This is a genomic window from Flavitalea flava, assembly GCF_054461575.1.
This window is the reverse complement of sequence record NZ_JBTLQH010000016.1, coordinates 82,938-103,229: the sequence shown is the minus strand read 5'-3', so window position 1 is coordinate 103,229 and position 20,292 is coordinate 82,938. Positions and strand designations below refer to the sequence as shown.

At 44.9% G+C, this 20,292-nt stretch carries 22 protein-coding genes; 16 read left to right on the top strand and 6 right to left on the bottom strand.

The window, feature by feature from the left end; all coding sequences use genetic code 11:
* The first annotated feature begins 59 nt into the window (after positions 1–59).
* The 10 genes from ACX0G9_RS15765 (at position 60) to ACX0G9_RS15720 (ending at position 10,032) form a co-directional block, all read left to right on the top strand.
* Positions 60–1,337 carry an ABC transporter permease gene (locus ACX0G9_RS15765; RefSeq protein WP_459065891.1) on the top strand — a complete coding sequence of 426 codons (1,278 nt, stop codon included), beginning with the start codon at positions 60–62 and terminating at the stop codon, positions 1,335–1,337.
* An 856-nt stretch (positions 1,338–2,193) separates the two neighbouring features.
* Entirely contained in the window at positions 2,194–3,057 is an 864-nt protein-coding gene (locus ACX0G9_RS15760; RefSeq protein ID WP_459065890.1) for a MotA/TolQ/ExbB proton channel family protein, read from the top strand.
* A gap of 189 nt (positions 3,058–3,246) precedes the next feature.
* On the top strand, positions 3,247–3,918 hold the full coding sequence (locus ACX0G9_RS15755; RefSeq protein ID WP_459065889.1) for an ExbD/TolR family protein: 672 nt from the start codon (positions 3,247–3,249) through the stop codon (positions 3,916–3,918).
* An 83-nt stretch (positions 3,919–4,001) separates the two neighbouring features.
* Positions 4,002–4,535 (top strand): ExbD/TolR family protein, encoded by a 534-nt coding sequence (locus ACX0G9_RS15750; protein ID WP_459065888.1) that lies wholly within the window; start codon positions 4,002–4,004, stop codon positions 4,533–4,535.
* Positions 4,536–4,697: 162 nt separating this feature from the next.
* Positions 4,698–5,522, top strand: coding sequence for an energy transducer TonB (locus ACX0G9_RS15745; RefSeq protein WP_459065887.1), 825 nt, complete (start codon positions 4,698–4,700; stop codon positions 5,520–5,522).
* Positions 5,523–5,807: 285 nt separating this feature from the next.
* Complete coding sequence (locus ACX0G9_RS15740) at positions 5,808–6,632, top strand: energy transducer TonB (protein WP_459065886.1); 825 nt, start codon at positions 5,808–5,810, stop codon at positions 6,630–6,632.
* 61 nt (positions 6,633–6,693) lie between these two features.
* The gene (gene mnmE, locus ACX0G9_RS15735) at positions 6,694–8,178 is read left to right on the top strand and encodes a tRNA uridine-5-carboxymethylaminomethyl(34) synthesis GTPase MnmE (RefSeq protein WP_459065885.1); all 1,485 of its coding nucleotides are present in this window, start codon (positions 6,694–6,696) and stop codon (positions 8,176–8,178) included.
* A 78-nt stretch (positions 8,179–8,256) separates the two neighbouring features.
* Positions 8,257–8,817 carry a plasmid pRiA4b ORF-3 family protein gene (locus ACX0G9_RS15730; RefSeq protein WP_459065884.1) on the top strand — a complete coding sequence of 187 codons (561 nt, stop codon included), beginning with the start codon at positions 8,257–8,259 and terminating at the stop codon, positions 8,815–8,817.
* 91 nt (positions 8,818–8,908) lie between these two features.
* Positions 8,909–9,553: a S26 family signal peptidase gene (locus ACX0G9_RS15725; protein WP_459065883.1), complete on the top strand. Its 645-nt coding sequence runs from the start codon at positions 8,909–8,911 to the stop codon at positions 9,551–9,553.
* A gap of 101 nt (positions 9,554–9,654) precedes the next feature.
* The gene (locus tag ACX0G9_RS15720) at positions 9,655–10,032 is read left to right on the top strand and encodes a S26 family signal peptidase (protein WP_459065882.1); all 378 of its coding nucleotides are present in this window, start codon (positions 9,655–9,657) and stop codon (positions 10,030–10,032) included.
* A 27-nt stretch (positions 10,033–10,059) separates the two neighbouring features.
* On the opposite strand, the gene ACX0G9_RS15715 is transcribed toward ACX0G9_RS15720, so the two are convergent.
* Positions 10,060–11,418, bottom strand: a complete 1,359-nt coding sequence (locus ACX0G9_RS15715; protein WP_459065881.1) for a hypothetical protein — start codon at positions 11,416–11,418, stop codon at positions 10,060–10,062.
* A gap of 78 nt (positions 11,419–11,496) precedes the next feature.
* Here ACX0G9_RS15715 and ACX0G9_RS15710 point away from each other — a divergent pair, with 78 nt between their 5' ends.
* The 6 genes from ACX0G9_RS15710 to rhuM all read left to right on the top strand — a co-directional run bounded on the left by ACX0G9_RS15710 (position 11,497) and on the right by rhuM (position 16,634).
* Positions 11,497–11,967, top strand: a complete 471-nt coding sequence (locus ACX0G9_RS15710; RefSeq protein ID WP_459065880.1) for a hypothetical protein — start codon at positions 11,497–11,499, stop codon at positions 11,965–11,967.
* 338 nt (positions 11,968–12,305) lie between these two features.
* Positions 12,306–12,572 carry a hypothetical protein gene (locus ACX0G9_RS15705; protein WP_459065879.1) on the top strand — a complete coding sequence of 89 codons (267 nt, stop codon included), beginning with the start codon at positions 12,306–12,308 and terminating at the stop codon, positions 12,570–12,572.
* The gene (locus ACX0G9_RS15700) at positions 12,569–12,871 is read left to right on the top strand and encodes a type II toxin-antitoxin system RelE/ParE family toxin (RefSeq protein WP_459065878.1); all 303 of its coding nucleotides are present in this window, start codon (positions 12,569–12,571) and stop codon (positions 12,869–12,871) included. Before ACX0G9_RS15705 ends, ACX0G9_RS15700 begins: the two co-directional genes overlap by 4 nt.
* A 392-nt stretch (positions 12,872–13,263) precedes the next feature.
* Entirely contained in the window at positions 13,264–14,907 is a 1,644-nt protein-coding gene (locus tag ACX0G9_RS15695; protein WP_459065877.1) for a hypothetical protein, read from the top strand.
* 184 nt (positions 14,908–15,091) lie between these two features.
* Positions 15,092–15,298, top strand: coding sequence for a hypothetical protein (locus ACX0G9_RS15690; protein WP_459065876.1), 207 nt, complete (start codon positions 15,092–15,094; stop codon positions 15,296–15,298).
* Positions 15,299–15,653: 355 nt separating this feature from the next.
* Complete coding sequence (gene rhuM, locus ACX0G9_RS15685) at positions 15,654–16,634, top strand: RhuM family protein (protein ID WP_459065875.1); 981 nt, start codon at positions 15,654–15,656, stop codon at positions 16,632–16,634.
* Between the two features lie 150 nt (positions 16,635–16,784).
* Here the strand turns inward: rhuM and ACX0G9_RS15680 are convergent, their stop codons facing one another.
* The 5 genes from ACX0G9_RS15680 to ACX0G9_RS15660 all read right to left on the bottom strand — a co-directional run bounded on the left by ACX0G9_RS15680 (position 16,785) and on the right by ACX0G9_RS15660 (position 20,285).
* Positions 16,785–17,534, bottom strand: coding sequence for a hypothetical protein (locus ACX0G9_RS15680; protein ID WP_459065874.1), 750 nt, complete (start codon positions 17,532–17,534; stop codon positions 16,785–16,787).
* Positions 17,535–18,169: 635 nt separating this feature from the next.
* Positions 18,170–18,295, bottom strand: coding sequence for a hypothetical protein (locus ACX0G9_RS15675; RefSeq protein WP_459065873.1), 126 nt, complete (start codon positions 18,293–18,295; stop codon positions 18,170–18,172).
* A 77-nt stretch (positions 18,296–18,372) separates the two neighbouring features.
* Positions 18,373–18,636, bottom strand: a complete 264-nt coding sequence (locus tag ACX0G9_RS15670) for a hypothetical protein (protein ID WP_459065872.1) — start codon at positions 18,634–18,636, stop codon at positions 18,373–18,375.
* Positions 18,637–18,875: 239 nt separating this feature from the next.
* Positions 18,876–19,130, bottom strand: a complete 255-nt coding sequence (locus ACX0G9_RS15665; RefSeq protein ID WP_459065871.1) for a VOC family protein — start codon at positions 19,128–19,130, stop codon at positions 18,876–18,878.
* A 144-nt stretch (positions 19,131–19,274) separates the two neighbouring features.
* Positions 19,275–20,285, bottom strand: coding sequence for a zinc-binding dehydrogenase (locus ACX0G9_RS15660; RefSeq protein WP_459065870.1), 1,011 nt, complete (start codon positions 20,283–20,285; stop codon positions 19,275–19,277).
* Positions 20,286–20,292: the final 7 nt, after the last annotated feature.

The window sequence follows — 20,292 nt, the reverse complement described above, 5'->3', positions numbered from 1 at the left end:
GGAACAATTCCCCACCGTTAACATAGAATGTTTAATTTAGTGGCATTCATAACACCACTATGAGGATCCGCGATACGTTTGCATTATCTTTTAATACAGTAAAAAGCAACAAATTGCGCACCGGTATTACGGTGGCCATTATTGCCTTCGGGATCATGGCCCTGGTGGGGATCAATACGGCTATCGAAGCCATGAAACAGAAGTTCACCGAGAGCTTTTCGGCCATGGGCGCCAATGGGTTCACCATTCATTACCGGGAATGGCGAATGGGATTTGATGGCGGATCGGACGTTAAAAAACAGAAAAAAGGGCAGAAAAAGATAAGAAAATCCAGTGCGGGCAAACCGATCACCAAGGACCAGGCGGAGACCTTCCGGGAACGGTTCCAATTTCCGGCCAAGATCGGTATTACCATGTTTGGATCCCAGGATGCGGTGATTTCGCTGGGGGATAAAAAAACGACTCCTACGGTAAGGCTTTACGGGGGGGATGAGAACTTTTCGGAATTAAATGGTTACGGGCTTGCTGCAGGCCGGAACCTGAATGCCCTGGATGTACATTCCGGGCGAAATGTCTGTATTATTGGCAGTGAGATTTCCGAGAAATTCTATGGCAAGGACCCGCAAAAAGCCCTGGAAAAGATCATCCGGATCAATAATCTGCCCTTCAGGGTGGTGGGCGTATTGGAATCCAAGGGATCAACCCTGGGGATGAGCTGGGATAAAATGGCCCTTACTTCCTATAATAATGTGCGCCGGTTCTTTAATTCCAATCCCAATGCCTCCTTCGGCATCATGGTAAAAGTGGCTGATGTTAAGATGATCGAAGGGGCCATAGACCAGGCTGAAGGGATCCTTCGGCCGATACGCCAGTTGTCGGTCATGGAAGGCAATAATTTTTATATCGACAAAAGCGATAGCGCGGTGGCCATGCTGATGCGCAATTTGAGCTTTATTACCTGGAGCGCTCTTCTGATCGGGGCGATTACGCTGCTCGGGGCAGCTATCGGGTTGATGAATATTATGCTGGTTTCGGTGACCGAAAGGACCAAGGAGATCGGATTGATCAAGGCCATCGGGGGCCGGCAGCGGAATGTCCGCCAGCAATTTCTCTTCGAATCCATCATTATCAGCCTTATAGGAGCCGTTTTTGGGGTTATCCTCGGGGTTATCGTCGGTAACGTGTTTTCAGTGGTCCTCAGTACCGGTTTTGTAATTCCCTGGGGATGGCTGGTTCTGGGTATCCTTATTTGTTCTGTGGTAGGATTGCTGGCAGGGCTTTATCCCTCCCTGAAGGCATCCCGCCTCAACCCGATCGAAGCTTTACGGTACGAATAACATTTCCTTACGGTTTTGCCCGGGTTCGTGTTTTTCCCTTTATGATTTTTCCCCAGTCTTTCCCCATTATTGTGGCCTTTTGGTACTTGCGGTAATCGCGGTAATCGCCTTAATGCCTCCTTATTATTATAAGATCGTGCAGGTTATGAATAATCAACGACAAACCTGAAACGGTTTAATCTTAGCCGGTATCCGGTAGCCAAAGCCAAACTAACGGTTACCTCTCCCCAGGTTCTTTCCCATCTTCAGAAGAGGTCCGGGCTTTATCCATGTGGCAATTAATCGTTAAACAACCCGTACCTAACGGAGGGCCCGGGGTGAGTCCGGGCTAATCCTTAGTCCGGCTCTTATTACATTCTTCCACTATTGGGTACTCTTTGTAAAGGATAGGAATTTATCTCCTGCTATCAGGGATTCTCCTAACCAGAACCGTGGCCCGACCTTTGCTCCTGCTTTCCCCTCAACGGGACAGGCCATTGAAGGAAGGGGTGCCGTCATTGAAAAAATGACAGGCTTTAGCGGACGAACTGTTTAAAAAAGTAAACAACATTTGTTAATTAGTGCGCATTTCTGTTCGCACGGCATTCAAAAATCCGTAGATTTACGAGAGGCCGGGACGGGAAGTCATGGGGTCGTCGGGGGGCTTAGAACCTGCCCTGGCGGGCTATCAGGGGAGGTTGGTGTGGCAACAATAATTGAAATTTGTACTTTAGGGAAATTCCTTATCTTGTGAGGCCTTTATTAAAAAATATTTGTTATCCAATATCGTCTGTTGAAAAGCTTTTTTTCATAGACTTGTACATTCATTTTCTATTACATACTTCAATTTTAAAAAAAACACTAAAAACAAACGATCATGGCTGAAACAAAACCCACTGCAGCGACAGCAGCTAAAAGTTCTACATCCGTTCAACCAAAAAAGAAGGGAAATTCTATTTCTTGGGTAGCACCTTTGGTGTGTGTCATCGCTGGTTACCTGCTCTGGAGATTTATTATCGGTGCAGATAGTAACTTCACGAAACCCGATCCAGCCGGTGGTTTTTGGCCCACTCAGGAAGGTGCTAAGGGCGGATTTGCTAAAATGTACCAGGGAGGAATCATCGTTCCGATCCTGATCGGAGCGTTACTGACCGTTCTTACTTTCGTGATCGAGCGTTTCCTGACTATCGGTAAGGCTACTGGTAATGGTAATATTGCTGAGTTCATCCGTAAAGTACAATATCACCTGGCTAATAAAAATGTGGATGCCGCCATTGCAGAATGCGACAAACAAAAAGGCAGTGTAGGTAATGTAATGAAAGCTGGTCTGCGCAAGTACAAAGAAATGATCACTGCGCCTGAACTGGACACTGAACAAAAAGTACTGGCTATTCAGAAAGAAGTAGAAGAAGCTACCTCTCTTGAACTGCCTATGCTGGAAAAAAATCTGGTATTCCTTTCTACTATCGCTTCGGTTGCAACCCTGATGGGACTGCTCGGAACGGTTATCGGGATGATCCGTTCTTTCTCCGCATTAGGTGATGCAGGTGGTGGTGAAGCTGCTCAGCGTCTTTCTCAGGGTATCTCTGAAGCCTTGTACAATACAGCATTGGGTATCGGTACTTCCGCCGTTTCCATCATCATGTACAACATCTTTACTACTAAGATCGACGGTATCACTTACGGCATCGATGAAAGCGGTTTCACTTTGACACAGAGCTTTGCTTCTTTGTACAAATAAGGAACCGTTTGTATCCTTACCCTTAAAGAATGTCTTCCGGTGGTTCCGTTTAATAGCCATGGAAGCCAGAAACCGGCTCCGGTCTGATAAAAACGGTTTGTTTTTAAGGATTTCAGCCAGTTCTTTATGGAATCAGGGTACAAATGAATCTTCAAAAGATTCGCTTCATAACAAAAAAATAATTTTAAAATGCCAAGAGCTAAAATACCGCGTAAAAGCACAAATATCGACATGACTGCGATGTGCGATGTGGCATTCCTGCTGTTGTCCTTTTTCATATTGGCTACCAAGTTCAAACCGGTTGAAGCATTGACGGTGACGACCCCAAGTTCGGTCTCCTCCAAGATAGCTCCCGATAAAGATGTGGTACTGATAACGATCGACAAGGACGCTAAGGTATACCTCTCCATATCGGACGGGAATTCTGCCCAGAAACAGGATATTATCAATACGATCAATACTTCCAAGAATCTGGGCCTGAGCGACGCTGAAAAGAACAATTTCGTCAAGAATAACAATGCCTATATCGGGTCGCCTTTCAGCCAGCTGAAATCGTATCTCTCAAAAACGCCCGAGGAACTGAAAGGAGTACAATTAGCAGGTATTCCGGTTAAGGATAGTACTGATAATGAACTCATTGACTGGGTAAGAGCTGCCGTAGGAGCCTTCCAGGGATCAAAAATGAATCTGTTGGTAAAAGGGGATGATGCTTCAAAATATCCTTCTTTCCAAGGCGTAATTATTGCATTTAAGAAAAATGATCAACTTAAATTCCAGATGGTAACCAGCCCGGTAGCCGCTCCGATTGGATCGGAACTCTACAAGGTACAACAGGGTAGTGGTAGCAAGCTAATCGAATAGGGGATCTGGAACCAGAGTGGTTATTGGATTAAATCACTAGGATTTGGGTTTTGAATTTTGTAACTTTAAAAAAAGCTTAGTATATGGCAGAAATGGATACCTCGAGCGGCGGTGGTCATAAAAAGGGCCCGGGCGTCAAGAAGTCTAAGAAACTGTCTACACGCGTGGATCTGACCCCCATGGTGGATTTGGGATTTCTCCTGATCACCTTTTTTATCTTTACCACTACCATGAGCCAGCCGACGGCTATGAAGCTGAATCTGCCCAAGGATACCGATAAGCCCGATGAGCAGAATAAATTAAAAGAATCTGCGGCTTTAACGGTAATGCCTGCCAAGCAGAACCAGGTGTATTATTACGAGGGTCTTGACCCTACGAAAATACAGACCTCCACCTTCAAAACTATCCGGGACGTGATCCTGGATAAGAAGAGAAGAACGGATCCTAAGGACTTCATGGTCATCATCAAACCAACCCAGGATGCTACCTATAAAAATACGGTGGATATGCTGGATGAAATGAAGATCGATGACGTCAAGCGTTATGCCCTTGTGGATATTTCGCCGGATGAGTATAAGATCGTCGTTTTAACGGAGCAGGCAAATGGAATTAAATGACGGACCGGGAGAATAACCGGACCAATCCATATGGAATTTGATCTGGTTTGCATCTCATAAGTGGACACCGTCCACTGGCCGAAGGCCCAACATTAAAAATTTTGGGTTAAAGGTTAGTTTTCTCTGAAAACCTTTGCCCCAATAATTATTAAATCACTCAAAATGGAAGTAAACAAAATATTAACCGCCGATTTCCTGGATATCCTCTTCGAGGGTAAGAACAAGGAATACGGTGCCTATGATCTACGCAAGACCTACAATAAGCGCCTGATTACGGCTCTTATGGGTACGGCTGCAGTGATCCTGCTGCTGTTCATAGGTTATTTCGTCTCCAACCTGAATGGCGGCAACAAAAAAGCGGCCATGGTGGTGCAAGACGTTCAGTTAGAAGAAGTTAAAGAAGAAAAGAAAAATGAGCCACCCCCTCCTCCGCCTCCCAAGGTAGAGCCACCCAAGGTGGAAATGGCTAAATTCACGCCTCCCAAAATCGTAAAAGACGAAGAGGTTAAGGAAGAAGAAAAGCCACCTGAACAGGAAAAACTGGAAGATACCAAGATCGGTACCGTTAACCAGGAAGGTGTAAAGGATGAAGGTATCACTGCCCCTCCTGTATCGGATGCCGGTAAAGGTGTGGTAGAAGCACCCAAGGAAGAAGATTACGACAAAACCTTTACCAAGGTGGAAATCGAGTCCGAATATCCCGGCGGACCTGCAGCCTGGCTTCGTTACCTGAACAAAAGCTTCCGTTATCCCGACGAAGCGGTGAACAATGAAATTCAGGGTACCGTAGTGGTACAGTTCATCGTGGACAAGGAAGGAAACGTGAGTGATGTACAGGCTATCTCCGGACCAGAATCCGGTGGTCTTCGCGAAGAAGCGGCCCGTGTAATCAAGAAAAGTGGTAAGTGGACCCCTGCCGTTCAGAATGGCCGTCAGGTGAAATCTTACAAGAAGCAGCCGATCGTCTTCAAATTGGAAGCACAGTAATCCCCGAACCCTTTGAAAGGGGAGAAAGGAAAATAAGTTATTAAATAGAAGATCCTCTCTGGCAACAGAGGGGATTTTTTTTGTTTGAATGTGACTAGCAATTATACATTGACGTTATATTTTTGTTTTTAAATATTGCCTCGACATCATTGTGATCTGATCAGGTTTTTGCTCTGTATACGGCTTCGTTTATTACTTCGGATTTTTATTCTTTGGGAAGGCTATAATTCTATCAAACCCTTATGGAAATTGGCTTCTATTGGGTCTTAGTATTAAACATACATCATGGAAGTTAATAAAATTTTATCTGCGGATATCCTGGATATCCTATTCGATGGAAAGAACAAAGCATATGGCGCCTATGACCTGCGTAAGTCGTATAACCGACGTATGTATAAGTCGCTATTAATAACCGGCTCGGTATTGACGTTACTTTTGCTGGGTTATTTTCTGTCCAATTTGCAGGCCGGTTCGAGTAAGGTGGCCATGAATATTAAAGATATAGACCTGGCGAGCGTCGAAACGGAGAAGAAGATCGAGCCTCCGGTGATTATTCCCCCAAAGATCGATCCGCCAAAAGTGGAGATGAAACAATTTACGCCTCCCAAGATCGTCAAGGATGACCAGGTAAAGGCAGATGAGAAACCCCCGGAACAGGATAAGTTGGATGACACCAAGATCGGAACCATAAACCAGGAAGGGGTAAAGGATGAAGGCATTACGGCTCCTCCGGTGACAGATGGAAACAGAGGCGTGGTGGAGGCCCCCAAAGAAGAAGACTATGATAAGACCTTTATCAAGGTGGAAGTTGAATCGAGTTATCCTGGCGGTGTCGGAGCATGGTCGCGATTTCTTCATAAGGAACTACGATACCCCGAGGAAGCGCAGAACAATGAGATTCAAGGACCGGTGGTCGTCCAGTTTATCGTGGACAAAGAAGGGAATGTGAGTGAGGTCAAGGCGATTTCCGGGCCGGAAAAGGGAGGATTGCGGGAGGAAGCGGTCCGGGTAATCAAAAAGAGCGGAAAATGGACTGCAGCCATTCAAAATGGCCATACGGTAAAATCCTATAAGAATCAGCCGATAGGATTTTCCATGGTTACGGAATAGGGGCAGGAGGATTTTTTCAGGCCAGGGCATGGCCCCGCAAGCCTTTCTATATCTTTGCGGCATGTTAGGAAAATTGACAGGCTGGGACGATACGATTGTGGCCCTGGCGACGCCGCCGGGAATCGGGGCCATCGGGGTCATTCGCTTGAGCGGACCCGCCAGTTTTGGTATTGTTAATCAACTATTTCCCTCCAAAGACCTGGAGCAGCAGCCTACCCATACCATTCATGTTGGACTGCTAAAGGAAGGGGGGGAGGAGTTGGATGAGGTAGTCATCTCCCTGTTTAAAGGCCCCCGTTCGTATACAGGAGAAGATGTAGTGGAGGTTTCCTGCCATGGTTCTCCATATGTCCAGGAAAGGGTGATCCAGGCTTTTCTGGGGCAGGGTGCACGGTTGGCCAAGGCGGGAGAATTCACTCAGCGGGCCTTCCTGAACGGCAAATTGGATCTTACCCAGGCAGAGGCCGTAGCCGATCTCATCGCCAGCAATACGGCAGCATCGGCCCGTACGGCCCTCCATACCATCAAGGGAGGTTTCTCAAAGGCTTTGAAGGAACTTCGGGTCCAATTACTGAGCTTTTCAGCATTGATCGAACTGGAACTGGATTTTTCGCAGGAAGATGTGGAATTTGCCGACCGGACCCAGTTTTACCAGCTTATCGGGGATGCCCAGGAGCTTACAGGAACCCTCTTACAGTCTTTCCGCCTCGGCAATGTGATTCGTAACGGAGTCCAGGTTGCCATTGTTGGTAAACCCAATGCGGGGAAGTCCACTCTTCTGAATACCTTACTAAACGAAAACCGGGCGATCGTCAGCGAAATCGCCGGTACTACCCGCGATACGATCGAAGAAGTTTTGAATATCGATGGCATTCTTTTCCGTCTTATCGATACGGCGGGAATTCGCCGCCATACCACCGATCTGATCGAAAGCATCGGCGTTGAACGGAGCCTGGAAAAGATCGAACAGGCGGATATTGTAATTTACCTCTTCGATGTGGCTGATCCGGTTGAGGATGTAGTTGTAGGGAAGCGGGAGCTGGAAAGGGCAGGGGCTTCGGCGGAAGGACATGAAGAAAATGAACGCGTTGCCGTCGCCGGAGATGCAGGACGACATTCGACTAAATTTTTATGGGTAGCCAATAAGTTGGATACTGTGGCGGCAACGTCGGGTACTTCTTCGGATCTTCACGGCCTTGAGGATACTGCCCGTCGGAAGTTCAACCATATTCCGGATATTATATTTATTTCCGCTAAACAGCACCGGCATATAGATATTCTCAAACAACGCCTGGTCGACCAGGTACTCCAGGGAAATACTTCTTCTGAAGGAACGCTGATTACCAACGCAAGACACTATCATGCTCTCCAACAGGTCGCTTTATCGCTGGCGACTATCCATCAGGGATTGGATGACCGGTTGCCGGGGGATTTGCTGTCGCTGGATATACGAACCTGTTTGCATTATCTCGGGGAGATAACGGGGGAGATTACTTCGGAAGATCAACTGGATTATATTTTCTCGAAGTTTTGTATTGGAAAGTGATAGAATATACTGCCGACAAAATTTGCAATCTCAACCGATTTTATTACAGGCCAACTAGATATTTCCATATATTAAATCATGATTTATCAGTTTTATATTGAATTAGAGGAAAGTAACCCGTTAGTGTGGCGTAGGATAGTGGTTCCTGCGAATTACAATTTGTATCAGTTGCACATGGCATTGCAAGGAGCTTTTGGGTGGGAGAATAGTCATTTGTTTCAGTTTTGCGAAAAGGATTTGTCTGATCCGATTGGTTATGGCATTCCAGACGATTTTGACTCTGATACGGAAATCTTCGATGCGAAGAAAACTAAAATGATTAAAGTCTTTAAGACGCTTGGACAGCAATACTATTATATTTATGACTTCGGTGATTATTGGAGACATCTGATTAGGTGTGAGAAAATAGAGGCAAAGGATATAGGTAGTCCGTATTGCCTGGGTGGAGAAGGGACTTGCCCCCCTGAAGATGTAGGAGGAATGCATGGCTATCATGAAATGCTTCAGGTATTTGACAAGCCCGGTAGCAAAGAAAAGAATGAGTATAGAAAGTGGCTTTGTCTGGTTGAGGGCGAGAAATGGGATGCCCATTTTTGCAGCATACGGGAAGTAAATAAAAGACTTTGTTTATTAGGCTGAGTTTGCCGGCTTTACAAGAAAGGCTAAATATAAAATTGGACGTTTTTACTTCCTTCCAGGAGGCCAGCCGGACCAGAGGTCCGTTGAAATCATGAAACGTATTGTCCTACTGCAATTCCGCTTTTTTTTGATATTTTTAGACCGAGCGGAACAAAAAGTACAACCCCTTCACTCATTTAATACATTGTCAATGAATAAAGCGTTTTCCCGCAAGTGGTCACTGGCCGTTTTGATAGGTATCAGTATTGCGGTCATTCTTTTTGGCGTTTGGTTTCTCACAAGAACATACGTAATCGCAGCCTATAACATACCCACCAGGTCAATGGAGAAAAGCATCCACCTCGGGGGTAAAGTATTGGTGAACAAGTTAAACTATCTCCCGATCTTGAGGGGAGATATCCTCGTGTTCCATTTCCCCGAGGGAGACACTGTCATAGACTTGCCGGATTACCAATCCATGCGGCCCTACTATGACGTGATCCGCGAAATGGGGCACGGAAACCCGGATGCCGGCAGACAGATCGTGCTGGCTGACCCGAATGCCTATCCCTTGACCATCCGCCCGGTGTATAAGCGGGAGAACTACCTAAAACGCTGTATTGCTATTCCTGGCGACACACTCGAGATGCGGGATGAGCTAGTATATATCGACGGGCGACCGCATGCCTGGCCGCAGGAGGCAGAAACGTATTTTCAGTCGTCACGGGTGGCCAGCCCCTCGACCAAGCGGATATGAAGGTGAAGTACGGACTGGATATGGCGAACGCGGATGAAATTCGCTCGCTCGACAGCGCGGGTTCATACGATATGCTGCTCACCTGGAAAGTCCGTGAAAAAATGTTACAAGATGGTTTCACCCGGCGGATCACCCCGGATATAGATTTGTCGACCGTAGGCGTATTTCCAAATGATGAAGTACATCATTGGACGAGGGACAATTATGGCCCGCTCTGGATCCCGAAAAAGGGCGCGTCGGTCGAGTTGACGCCGCTGAACTATCCGATCTATGAACGCATCATCCGCACCTATGAAAGCAATCAACTGGAAATGCGCGGTGGCCGGATCTATATCAATGGTCACGAAGAAAGCAGCTATACCTTCAAAATGAATTACTACTGGGTGATGGGCGACAATCTTCATGGGTCCCAGGATTCCCGCTACTGGGGCTTTGTGCCGGAGGACCATTTTATCGGAAAAGCTTTTGTGGCCAGGTGACGGAATTCCCATCGCACGCGGCGCAAATTAGCGGCTATTCTTTTCCCTGCTATATATCATCCTCCCATCGGCTGTTTTCAGATCCACGAACTGCACTTCGGATATCCCGTTGGATATAAAACCAATTCCTGTGATCAGACCGGCGGATTGGGAATAAGTGTTTGAGTAGGTCTGCTTACCGTTGATAGCGATCCTCACTTTTTTATCCCGCACCGTGAATTCCATCTCCTGCCATTCCCGAAGATCGGTGCCCAGTCCTGAAAGATCATTGGTCCGGCCGTTGAGCTCGTTCTCTCCAAATTGTGCAGTTAACAAGCCGGTGCAACCTTTTAAGGTGCTCCTGAAGTACATGAAATACTTCTGGCAATAGACCTCGCACATCAGCTGGGGACAGGATTCATTGTTCACCGGCTTTATTCTGACCCTGCATGTTAGGGTGAAGTTATCGCTGCTATTGGCGATGTCGGAAGGAAACCAAGTGTTGCAATAGATATTGTCTTTTTGCAGATCGATGTTACTCGCCAGCAGTTCGCCGGTAGATAGCTTTAATATGCCTGTATCCAGGTGTGTGATATATTTTGGCCGACTGCCCGGTTTGTGCTCTATCGCATAAAACAGCCAGCGGTCTGTAGGGATGCTGACCGGCAGTGTCCTGATGATCTTGTCACCGGCTATAAGTTTGGCAGTATGATAGCCCGGCTCGTAATAGATATCTGTCAGGGTATAATTATGTTTATAGACTTGTACCCTGCGGTTGCGATCCCAGGATTGCTGGATAAAAAAGCTGTCTGCCGATACCGAGTCCACATTGTATTTGAATATGACCGTATTTGGGATGTCGTTGCCTGTCGCTTTTGTGGCGGAAAAATGAGCTTTCCCGATGTTGGCCGGGCCGGGCTTATGAGACATCACGATGGCGAGGGTTGCCAGGAAGATCAGGAGGAGGGCCGCTCCGGCAAAGAGCATGCGGGGCCTTGAAGGAGGCTTTGGCCCTGGTCGGGGGCTGGTAGGGCTTTGTTGGAGGTCGCCGGAGTTTTGTTGGCTGCCGGGGCTTTGTTCCGGCAAGTGAAGGTTTTGTTTGTCTTCTGGGCGGGCACGCTCCAGGAGAGCTTTTGCCTGCGTGAAATCCCGCCAATCCTTATATCCTGCGGACAGGGCAATGGCGTTCAGGGTAGCTATTTGAGGAATGCGGGCAAACTGTCCATTGAGGAGGCGCTTGATGGTTGATAGACTGATCACGACGCCCGTGTTCGATTCGATAGTATCGCACAACTCAATCATATCTCTTTGTACGAGGTCCGCGGGGCCGGGGAGACCGAACCGGGTACATAACTCGGAAAGGCATATTTTGACCAGTTTATGTTCATTATGTGAATTTGACTGCATTTTGAACCAGTTTTAGACGGTTTTTGATGGTTAGTTCCAATGGAGGGCGGATAGTTTTGATAGCAAATATAAAATACTATGAACAGATTTTTTAAGGCCGCGCTCTTGACGGGGCTTTTTGTTGGAACGACAGATTTGCTTTATGCCTTTATCCTGCAATGGATGTCTTCTGGAAAACTTGCCGAAGGGATGTTGAAGGGCATCGCATCGGTGGCTGTAGGTCGGAATAACGCCTTTCCAGGTAACGAATGGATAGCTTTCTTAGGCTTATTCTTTCATTATTTTATCGCCTTTGCGTTCACCCTGTTTTTCTTTTGGGTCTTTCCCAGGGTTAGGTTCCTCCATTTTAATAAGTACCTTATCGGCATACTATATGGGATCTTCGTCAATCTGGTGTTTGAGCAGGTGATACTACCTTTAATAATACCGAGATTTCCGTTCAGCCTTCCGAGGGCTTATATCAATTGGGTATGTTTTGGGATCTTGTTTGGGGTACCGATTGCCTGGAATGCTTATAGGTATTATAAAGTACCTAAATATGAGATGTAATGGCCTGATTGTTAAATATTGCCCTGAGTTTCCGGGAAACGTTAATTTTTGTCACTAATTTGTTACGAAATCTTCTCAAATGCCCTGAAACCGGGCGTTTTCATTTTCTGTATTGGAAAGTAGGGGTGGTTTTTCAAATGGCTCAAAGTTGTACTTGCAGAAAAATGAAGAGGGGCAGGTGATCGGCAGGGCTGTTTGAGTCGAGCAAATAAGCTAAATTTCATAAACATAGGCCTAACGATCTCTTTTTTGAAATTTTAAACCAAAATGGTCAAGGCTTATTGTCAATTTCAAAATCAAGAATTAAACAGTTAAATTTGTAACAAACGATAGAATTTATGAGATCCGCCGCCACCATTGATAAGCAAATAAATAACTATCTGGGGCAATTGAACCCAAAAGAGAAGCAAGCTGTTCTAAGTGTTGTAAAAACCTTTGTGGAGAATCGGAATGAGGACGAGCCCTGGGAAGACAAGGCATTTATTGCCGAGCTGGACCGAAGGACCGCAGAATATGAAAGTGGTAAGGCTAAAGTCTTAACGCTTGATCAATTAGAAGCAAAAGCCAGGAAGTTATATAAAGCTAAAGTGAAAGGCAAACGATGACCTATAAATGTGAGTTCCATTCTGAGGTTGAAGGTGACTATAATGAAGCCTATGCGTGGTATGAGGATCAAAAAAAAGGACTAGGAGAGCGGTTCCTTTTATTTGTCCGTAATAAAGTGGATCAAATAGCAGAGAATCCGGAACATAATGGAGAAAGGACAGGTAGGGGCTACCGGGAAGTTAAAGTGGATATATTCCCATATTTAATTATATACCGGATCTACAAGCAATCAAAGAAAATCTTAGTAGTCTCGATTCACCATATGAAAAAGCACCCGCGAAAGAAATACCGTAAATAATTAACAGAAAGAATTGTTTTACGGCTATTATTTATAGATAAATCTCCAGTTTTTTATTCTCGGTTGGGTATGTTTATTACTTTCTATATTGGAAAGTTGGGGTGGTTGCCGATGCTGTCCGACGGTGGTATATGTTTGATTTTCAACGGTACTCAATATCGGATGTTTTCCTTTAGTTACCCTTCTTTTCTGCAAAAATGTTACTCAGATGTTACTGGGGCCAGGGAAAATGGGTTTCGGTAACAAATGAGGGGTAGGGTTGTCATGACAGGACGTGACAGGGTAATTGCGTGAAAAAATCGTTATTATCTTTAAAATAAGAGTAATTTTTGCTACTCTTGGCTGAATTATTATATCTGTCGGCTACATTTGTTAACTCTAAACACGAATACATGAAATACCTGGTTGCTTTGCTCTTTTTCCTTTTTTGTTCTTCGAAACTTTTCTGTCAACATGGAACCCTCACTTTTTCCAATGATTTCAAGGTCGCAGAGGGTCTTTATAAAAATGAAACAGTAACCAACTCCGTTTACTACAATAACAATTTCTATACCGTGACGAATTCTGCCATTAGCGCGGGGAAATGGCTTTTCACGAAATTATATGATGTGAAATTTTCGATTACCGTGTCGCAATTCGACAAGGATATGAATAAGATCAAGGAGGTCGTCCTGGAAAATGGAGAAAAAAATTTCGGTCCGTTGATCCCCAAGCTGATCTCTTTCAACGATAAATTGTACCTGGCCTATTTTAAAGCCGCCAACAAAACCTCTTTTAGCGTTTACCTGGCTGCGCTTGATGAGAATACCCTTTCTTTTGGGGAGCCCAAACTGATTTGTTCCATCCCACAGGATAATGTGGGGGTGATGCAAATTGAATCCGTGATCTCAGCGGGGCTGGTGTATTTTGTCGTATCTCCCGATAATACGAGGCTTTTGGCTGTGTGCAAGGCCGCGCCCAACAAGGTGCAAACCGCCCTCTTTGATAATAAGCTGCAAACTATTAAGCAGAATCTGGTTCCGGTGAATCTCGAATCATTTGAAATCCCTTCGGCTGTATTAACGGATGACAACAAGGCCTGTCTTATCCTTGACGCTAAGGATGGTACCCGCATACTTTGTATAGGTCCGGATGGAAAAAAGACTGAGATCCGCTATAATGCCGTGGGCAATTTCGCCCCATATATCACCCGTGCCAAACTGGCCAATGATGGTAGTACCATTTTTATCTATTCCACGACGACTGAATCGGGGACGTCGGATTCGTGGTGCAATGGATTTATGGTTGCGCGATTAGATCCAGCCACTTTTAAGATGTCCAAGCCCCTTACCTATGCGCTCACACCGGAGTTCATTAAGACGGTGAGTGAAAAAGCCGGGGGGATAAAGCATAAGGGCGACTATTTTATGTCTAATTTTTCTCCGAAAATGTTGCAGTTGGATAATGGAGATATTGCCATAATTGGTAGTCCTGAAAGGATCGATAGGGATTTTTCCCAGTCTGTTCCCAATATGCAAAACAAAACCCATATGGTAGCCACTACAACCTTGACCGTAGGACCGGTGATTGTCCTTTTTCCCGACAATAACGGGAAGACATATGATCAGGTGATAATTCCCAGGGAAATTATTCTAACGAAAGGTCAGTCAAGCGGATCAGGAACTATCCAGGTCGTATCCGCCCCAAGAATGTCGACTGTTACAGCCGGGTTTTTAGCAACAAAGTTGGGACAGGATATTGTTATCATCTATAATGACAATGTTAAGAACCTTTCCAAAGGGGCCGATGAAAAGATGACGGTATCCAAATCGGCCGGAGATCTGGAATTGGCCGAGGCACTGGTGAATAAAGATAAGAAACTTGAATACCGAAAGCTGATCAGCGAGACCAAGAAAGGCAGGGCCACCTTTTATTTAGGGAATTCGATTCCCACAGCTAATTCATCCACTATTGTATTTCCCATTGGAAAGGAAGGGCAGGGGTTTAATGGGTTGAAGACGTATTTTACGAATTGGTGCTTTTTGGACATAAAGTAGGGGTAAGGGATGGTATGATCTGTGTTCCAATTTTATGCTTGATAATAAATTCGGAATTCAGGATGCCGTAGTCATTGTCCTCGGTTAAAGGCAATTTAAACCCGGACGGCTTTGAATAAGACTCCACAGATTTAATTCCATACCATTCGCGTATCTACAGGCAGGGCTAGCATTCAGCAAACAGTTGTATCAACGATTGCAGGCGACAGGGGACGGGCCTTTCCGCATCGTGCTTACTTTTAATGCGGCAGACTATATCGGTAAGGAGGTTGATCTATACTGGGGAGAATGCCTGGTGCAATTTCATACGATACGAGCCATAGGGGATGAAGCATTCCGAGTTGGCAACCTGGATGAAATTACGGATGACGCTGTATGCATACTGGAATAATCTTTCAGTAGTTACTAGACCCAGTTCGTGCAAAAAATGCACATACCTCATGTTTAGCCAATTTACCTTATTAAATAATTTTATTATAGTAAATCAAATATCGAAGTTTGGCAAAAAAACGAGTTGTTGCATTTTATGCAACAACTCGTTTTTTCTCCTTCAATTTAGCCCTTACGGGGTGCAAAACAATAGTTTTATATAATTATTTATTGTCGATCTTAGAAAATTATTACTTTTGAATTCTACATCCTTTCTTATAAATCTGCTGTTCACCTCCTTTGGCGCTTAACGCTAATTGTATGACGGGTAAAACCCGGATTGAAACAATTTATTTTAACTGATTAAATTAAGAATTATGGAAAAGAAAGGGGATGTGATTTTTTATGAAGGCGGAGCTAATAATACTCAAGTAGAGGTTAAGCTTGAAAATGAAACAGTCTGGCTAACTCAGGATCAAATGTCCGAGCTATTTCAGAAGGCAAGATCAACGATCAACGAACATATTAAGAATATTTATTCTGAAAAAGAGCTTGATATTGAATTGACTATGAATAAATTCGGAAATCCCGAATTTGCTAAAAAGCCTATTAATTATTATTCCTTAGATGTCATCATTTCAGTCGGATATCGGGTGAAATCTCCTCAAGGAACACAATTCAGGATCTGGGCTAATAAAATCCTAAAGGATTATCTTACAAAGGGTTATGCAATCGATCAAAAGCGATTTAAAGAGCAATCCCGCCAGTTGGATGAGCTAAAACAGACGGTAAAACTCCTGGGTAACGTGATCGAAAGCAAGGCTTTGAATTCTGATGAAGCTACCGGATTATTAAAAGTAGTTACTGATTATGCCTATGCTTTGGATGTTTTGGATCAGTATGACCACCAGATATTGGAAATTGACGCCACTACGCGGAAGGAACTATTCCAGATTACCTATCCGGCGGCAATGGATGCGATTAAGGGGCTAAAGGATAAATTCGGGGGTAGCAGCCTTTTTGGGAATGAAAAAGATGAGTCTTTTCAAGGGTCCCTTGCGGCTATTTACCAAACCTTCGGAGGAACGGATCTTTATCCCAGCGTAGAAGAGAAGGCGGCTAATCTCCTTTATTTTGTGATAAAAAATCATTCCTTCTCGGATGGTAATAAACGAATAGCCGCTTTCTTGTTTGTTTGGTTCCTGGAGAAGAACGCAATCTTATACAAACCAGATGGCTCTAAAAAAATTGCGGATAATGCCCTGGTTGCGCTTACCCTAATGATCGCGGAAAGTAAGCCGGAGGAAAAGGATATGATGATCAAGGTAGTCGTTAACCTGATTAACCTGAAGAATTGATAAGTAATGAATTGGATTTAGTCAGGGTATGATTTGGGAATATGTTTGGATTCCCTGGTTATACCCCGACTATTTTAAATTACCGCTTCGTTAGCTATTACGTCTGAGGCGTAAGCTAAAGCAGCGGAGACAGGAGATATATATTTACTATCAATACCGTTTCACAATCCTGAACAAAAACCGCACAGGTTCGCCGATCGCACCGCTGGCTGCCCTTCTTTTTTTCAGTGCATCTGATTTATAATAAGCGAAGGCTTTGGTCGTATCAGTTAAAGCCGTTACCAGCGCTACTTTTTTATTGTCGTCTGCATCATGGCTGATTATCCTGTCAAGGATGCCATTATCCATTCTTTCCTGCTTACCCTCCTGAAATGCTTTTTGCCAGGCATCCCAGTCTTTAACCATAAACACCGTTCTCGACCGAAGTTTTGTAGCCAAAGTAACAGTATCCTGCCAGGTTGCTGTAGTAAGGGAGACCATGGGGGCGCTAATTACGCCACCTTTTTGCATTGCCTTTTTAAGGCTGGGGTCCTTACTAAATGCTTTTGCCTTCACCAGGTCGTCTATTTTTGTAGCGATCATCACCATATTGGTATCCTCTAAACCACGGCCTATTACGTAGCTGTGTATGCCACTGGCCAGTCTTGCGGAATCATGTCCTTCATAGGCGACAAGCCATTTCTCAAAATTGGCCACTTTGTGTGTTATTACCATCAGGTTTTGGGGTGTGGTGACGATTGTAGTTTTTTCCGGCACTACTGCGGTTGCTTTGGCGGCAGAGTCTGCGGCAGCGGTAGAGTCGGTGGCAGTCGTCTTTTCATTGCCACTTCCCCCGCATGAGATTAAAAAAAATACCATGGCTGCACAAAATAGCGAGCCGCTAAATCTGGAATGCTTCATTGGTTTTGAGTTTTAAAGATTAATAAATAGAAGGGCCGGGAAAAGGGTAAGGGAGAGGGTAGGGGAAGGGCAAAGATTGGTACCAGGGATAAGAGATAATAAATGTAGTTATTTTAAATATGACGCCGAATTTTTATTTAGTCTGTGGAACCACTAATTCATGGAACTTTTGCCATTCAGGCTTATGGGAGGTATCGAAAAGAAAAGAACTAGGGAAGTAGTTGGGGCTTTTGGGACTTACGGTTGTTATGGCTCACAGGGAAAATTTACAATAATCCCCGTGAGCCGCCGGATCCCCCTTGGTAGACCTTCATAAGCTATTTGCAGTCGTAGCCATAATAATTCGACTGGTAACTTGTTTTGCTACCCCGATACGTTCTTTGCACTGTTACCGAAGCAGGCATGTTCTTGTCACTATATTGATAAAGTATGGTATCTACACTCTTGGACGTTGGATCATCTGCATAATCAGTGGTGATTTTGCCAGGGTTATTTTTACTCAGGGCAGCTATGATACGGTATTCATTAAAGTAGCTCCAATTGCGCATTTGTTGCGTAAATATCCAGATCTTCGGGTCTGCAGCATAAGGTGAAGGCTTGTCATCGTAGCCTTCAATGGTAATAGTTGGTCGTTGTCATCGTATCTGATGTTGATCGTACCAGCCTTGATTGATGCCGAAGTCATCCGTTTTTTTTCCGTCGTAGCCAAATATATATTCCTCCCATTTGGGATTGCCGACGCCATCGCTGGTAAAATCCATGTAACCACTACTTGGGATGCCAGCTTTCAGATCGCCCGCGTAGGAATATGCAAATATCAACTTACCGAAGCCTATTCCTATCTGGTTTCCATTAACGGCAAGCAGGCCGTCTGCTGTATAACCCCAATCGGAGGATTGGTTCCTTTTAACAGGTGCCCATCTGCATCATATTGATATACCCATGAGGTGCCATAACCAGGCCCGCCGTTTACGGTTTCAGAAACCAGGAAACATTTATTCGAAGGCGTTGCAGGAGGCGGCATATTATTGGGCTTGCCGCAACTGTTCATAGATAATGTGGTTCCGATTATGGAGATTGAAGTCAATAGTTTCCGGATCATAGCCTGAGTTTTGCGCGAATATAGTTGGTAGAGCCAGGCTTTTGGATGTTATTGAGCAGTTACCATCTTTTCTTTGTATACCCTGTATAATTCGATATTATTTTATTGAAGGTCCAATCAAATCCCAGAGATTACCATATAGGTCCGAGAAAACGGCTACCATCCCTTAAAGCTCCTTTACAGGTTCCCGCATGATTTTGACCCCCTGGTCCAGGAGATTTTGAAAATCCCGCTCAAAGTCATCCGTATTGCAAAAATAAAAATACTCTTCCCCCGGTTTGATTACCCACTCTGCTGTACTGTTCTTCATTGGCTGCTTTGGCTAATAGCAGACAACATTCGCCAGCGCCTTTAGGCTCTACCAAAACCCACCGCTTTGTCTCATTTAATAAGGTGTCTTCGATTAAGGTAAAGTTTAGCTTTTTGGTATAGAAATCAATTGCTTTATCATAATCAAGAACGAGCAGTGTAATATGTGCGATCCTTTGATTCATTATTAATTAGCCGGGGCTATCCTTAAAAAAGAGCAGACCAATGTTCAAAGGTTTGAACAACGATGAATGTTTTGGTATGATCTGTAGGTATAACTCAGTTTTTGACAAGGTAGGAAGAATGCCTCAAAATGAGGAGATTTGCTTTCAATGCAACGCCACCAATATGGCCTTCTCCCCATCCTTCCCAACAAATGACAGGGCATCGTTTATCGCAGCGAACCCGAACTTCTTTCCCACGATGGTTTTAAAATGGGGCATGTGTATGATCTTAGCAATTTCCTGCAATGCATTTGCCAGGTTTTCGGGGTCCTGGACAGTTGGCGTTCTGATGTTCCCGAAGGGGCGTATGGATATACTCTTTGCCGCTAGTGTAAGGGTATGGACGGTCAGAGGAATAGCATCCCCAAGGTAGCCGTAAGAATAAATGGTAGAATTGGGCGGCAACACTGGTATTATCTTATTTAATATTTCTCCGCCTACACCGTCGAATACGCCGGTTGCCTGCAGCGATTCGGATAGTGCGTTTAATCGTTCGGTAAAATCGGCGTCATCCTGGGCGACAACATGTTTGGCGCCCAATTCTCCTAGTTTCTTTTTTCCTTCCTGGTTTCTTACGATGGAGATCAGTGGGAATTGGTAAGCAAGCGACATCCCTACCATCGCAATGCCGGTAGCCGAGCTTCCTGCAGTGCTGATTATGCCCTTGTGTCCATCGGCTTCGGAAAGTTTCAGGAAGGCGTATGGCGTAATGCTATTGACCATGGAGCCGGAATATTCTTCGGGGTTTACATTATCCGGGAGGATCACACAATCCAGGAAGGGCACATGAGCGTATTCACACCACGTGCCGATCATATGTTCGCTGAATTTCAAGGAACGGTACATCATTACATTTTTTCCGATAAAGTGTGTAGGAACTCCATCGCCGGTTGCTATGACCTTGCCTGCACCGGATACACCATATACATTGTACAAACTTGTTACAGAACCCGGGGGAAGCGGGCGGCTTATGAAAGCCTTGTCACCGGGGTTTATAGCCGAAGCAGTCATTTTGACGATCAAATGTTCCGGCGCCGCTGTTTCAGGACGTTGCACTTTCTCCAGTCTGACCCCTTCGTTTGGGGTAATGCAAATTGCATTCATTAATTCAGCCATTTTGTTG

Bases quoted from the DNA above. Each gene is read 5' to 3' on its own strand.
- ACX0G9_RS15765 (WP_459065891.1), top strand. From the start codon at position 60: ATGAGGATCCGCGATACGTTTGCATTATCTTTTAATACAGTAAAAAGC.
- ACX0G9_RS15760 (WP_459065890.1), top strand. From the start codon at position 2,194: ATGGCTGAAACAAAACCCACTGCAGCGACAGCAGCTAAAAGTTCTACA.
- ACX0G9_RS15755 (WP_459065889.1), top strand. From the start codon at position 3,247: ATGCCAAGAGCTAAAATACCGCGTAAAAGCACAAATATCGACATGACT.
- ACX0G9_RS15750 (WP_459065888.1), top strand. From the start codon at position 4,002: ATGGCAGAAATGGATACCTCGAGCGGCGGTGGTCATAAAAAGGGCCCG.
- ACX0G9_RS15745 (WP_459065887.1), top strand. From the start codon at position 4,698: ATGGAAGTAAACAAAATATTAACCGCCGATTTCCTGGATATCCTCTTC.
- ACX0G9_RS15740 (WP_459065886.1), top strand. From the start codon at position 5,808: ATGGAAGTTAATAAAATTTTATCTGCGGATATCCTGGATATCCTATTC.
- mnmE (WP_459065885.1), top strand. From the start codon at position 6,694: ATGTTAGGAAAATTGACAGGCTGGGACGATACGATTGTGGCCCTGGCG.
- ACX0G9_RS15730 (WP_459065884.1), top strand. From the start codon at position 8,257: ATGATTTATCAGTTTTATATTGAATTAGAGGAAAGTAACCCGTTAGTG.
- ACX0G9_RS15725 (WP_459065883.1), top strand. From the start codon at position 8,909: ATGAAACGTATTGTCCTACTGCAATTCCGCTTTTTTTTGATATTTTTA.
- ACX0G9_RS15720 (WP_459065882.1), top strand. From the start codon at position 9,655: ATGTTACAAGATGGTTTCACCCGGCGGATCACCCCGGATATAGATTTG.
- ACX0G9_RS15715 (WP_459065881.1), bottom strand. From the start codon at position 11,418: ATGCAGTCAAATTCACATAATGAACATAAACTGGTCAAAATATGCCTT.
- ACX0G9_RS15710 (WP_459065880.1), top strand. From the start codon at position 11,497: ATGAACAGATTTTTTAAGGCCGCGCTCTTGACGGGGCTTTTTGTTGGA.
- ACX0G9_RS15705 (WP_459065879.1), top strand. From the start codon at position 12,306: ATGAGATCCGCCGCCACCATTGATAAGCAAATAAATAACTATCTGGGG.
- ACX0G9_RS15700 (WP_459065878.1), top strand. From the start codon at position 12,569: ATGACCTATAAATGTGAGTTCCATTCTGAGGTTGAAGGTGACTATAAT.
- ACX0G9_RS15695 (WP_459065877.1), top strand. From the start codon at position 13,264: ATGAAATACCTGGTTGCTTTGCTCTTTTTCCTTTTTTGTTCTTCGAAA.
- rhuM (WP_459065875.1), top strand. From the start codon at position 15,654: ATGGAAAAGAAAGGGGATGTGATTTTTTATGAAGGCGGAGCTAATAAT.
- ACX0G9_RS15680 (WP_459065874.1), bottom strand. From the start codon at position 17,534: ATGAAGCATTCCAGATTTAGCGGCTCGCTATTTTGTGCAGCCATGGTA.
- ACX0G9_RS15675 (WP_459065873.1), bottom strand. From the start codon at position 18,295: ATGGATTTTACCAGCGATGGCGTCGGCAATCCCAAATGGGAGGAATAT.
- ACX0G9_RS15670 (WP_459065872.1), bottom strand. From the start codon at position 18,636: ATGATCCGGAAACTATTGACTTCAATCTCCATAATCGGAACCACATTA.
- ACX0G9_RS15665 (WP_459065871.1), bottom strand. From the start codon at position 19,130: ATGAATCAAAGGATCGCACATATTACACTGCTCGTTCTTGATTATGAT.
- ACX0G9_RS15660 (WP_459065870.1), bottom strand. From the start codon at position 20,285: ATGGCTGAATTAATGAATGCAATTTGCATTACCCCAAACGAAGGGGTC.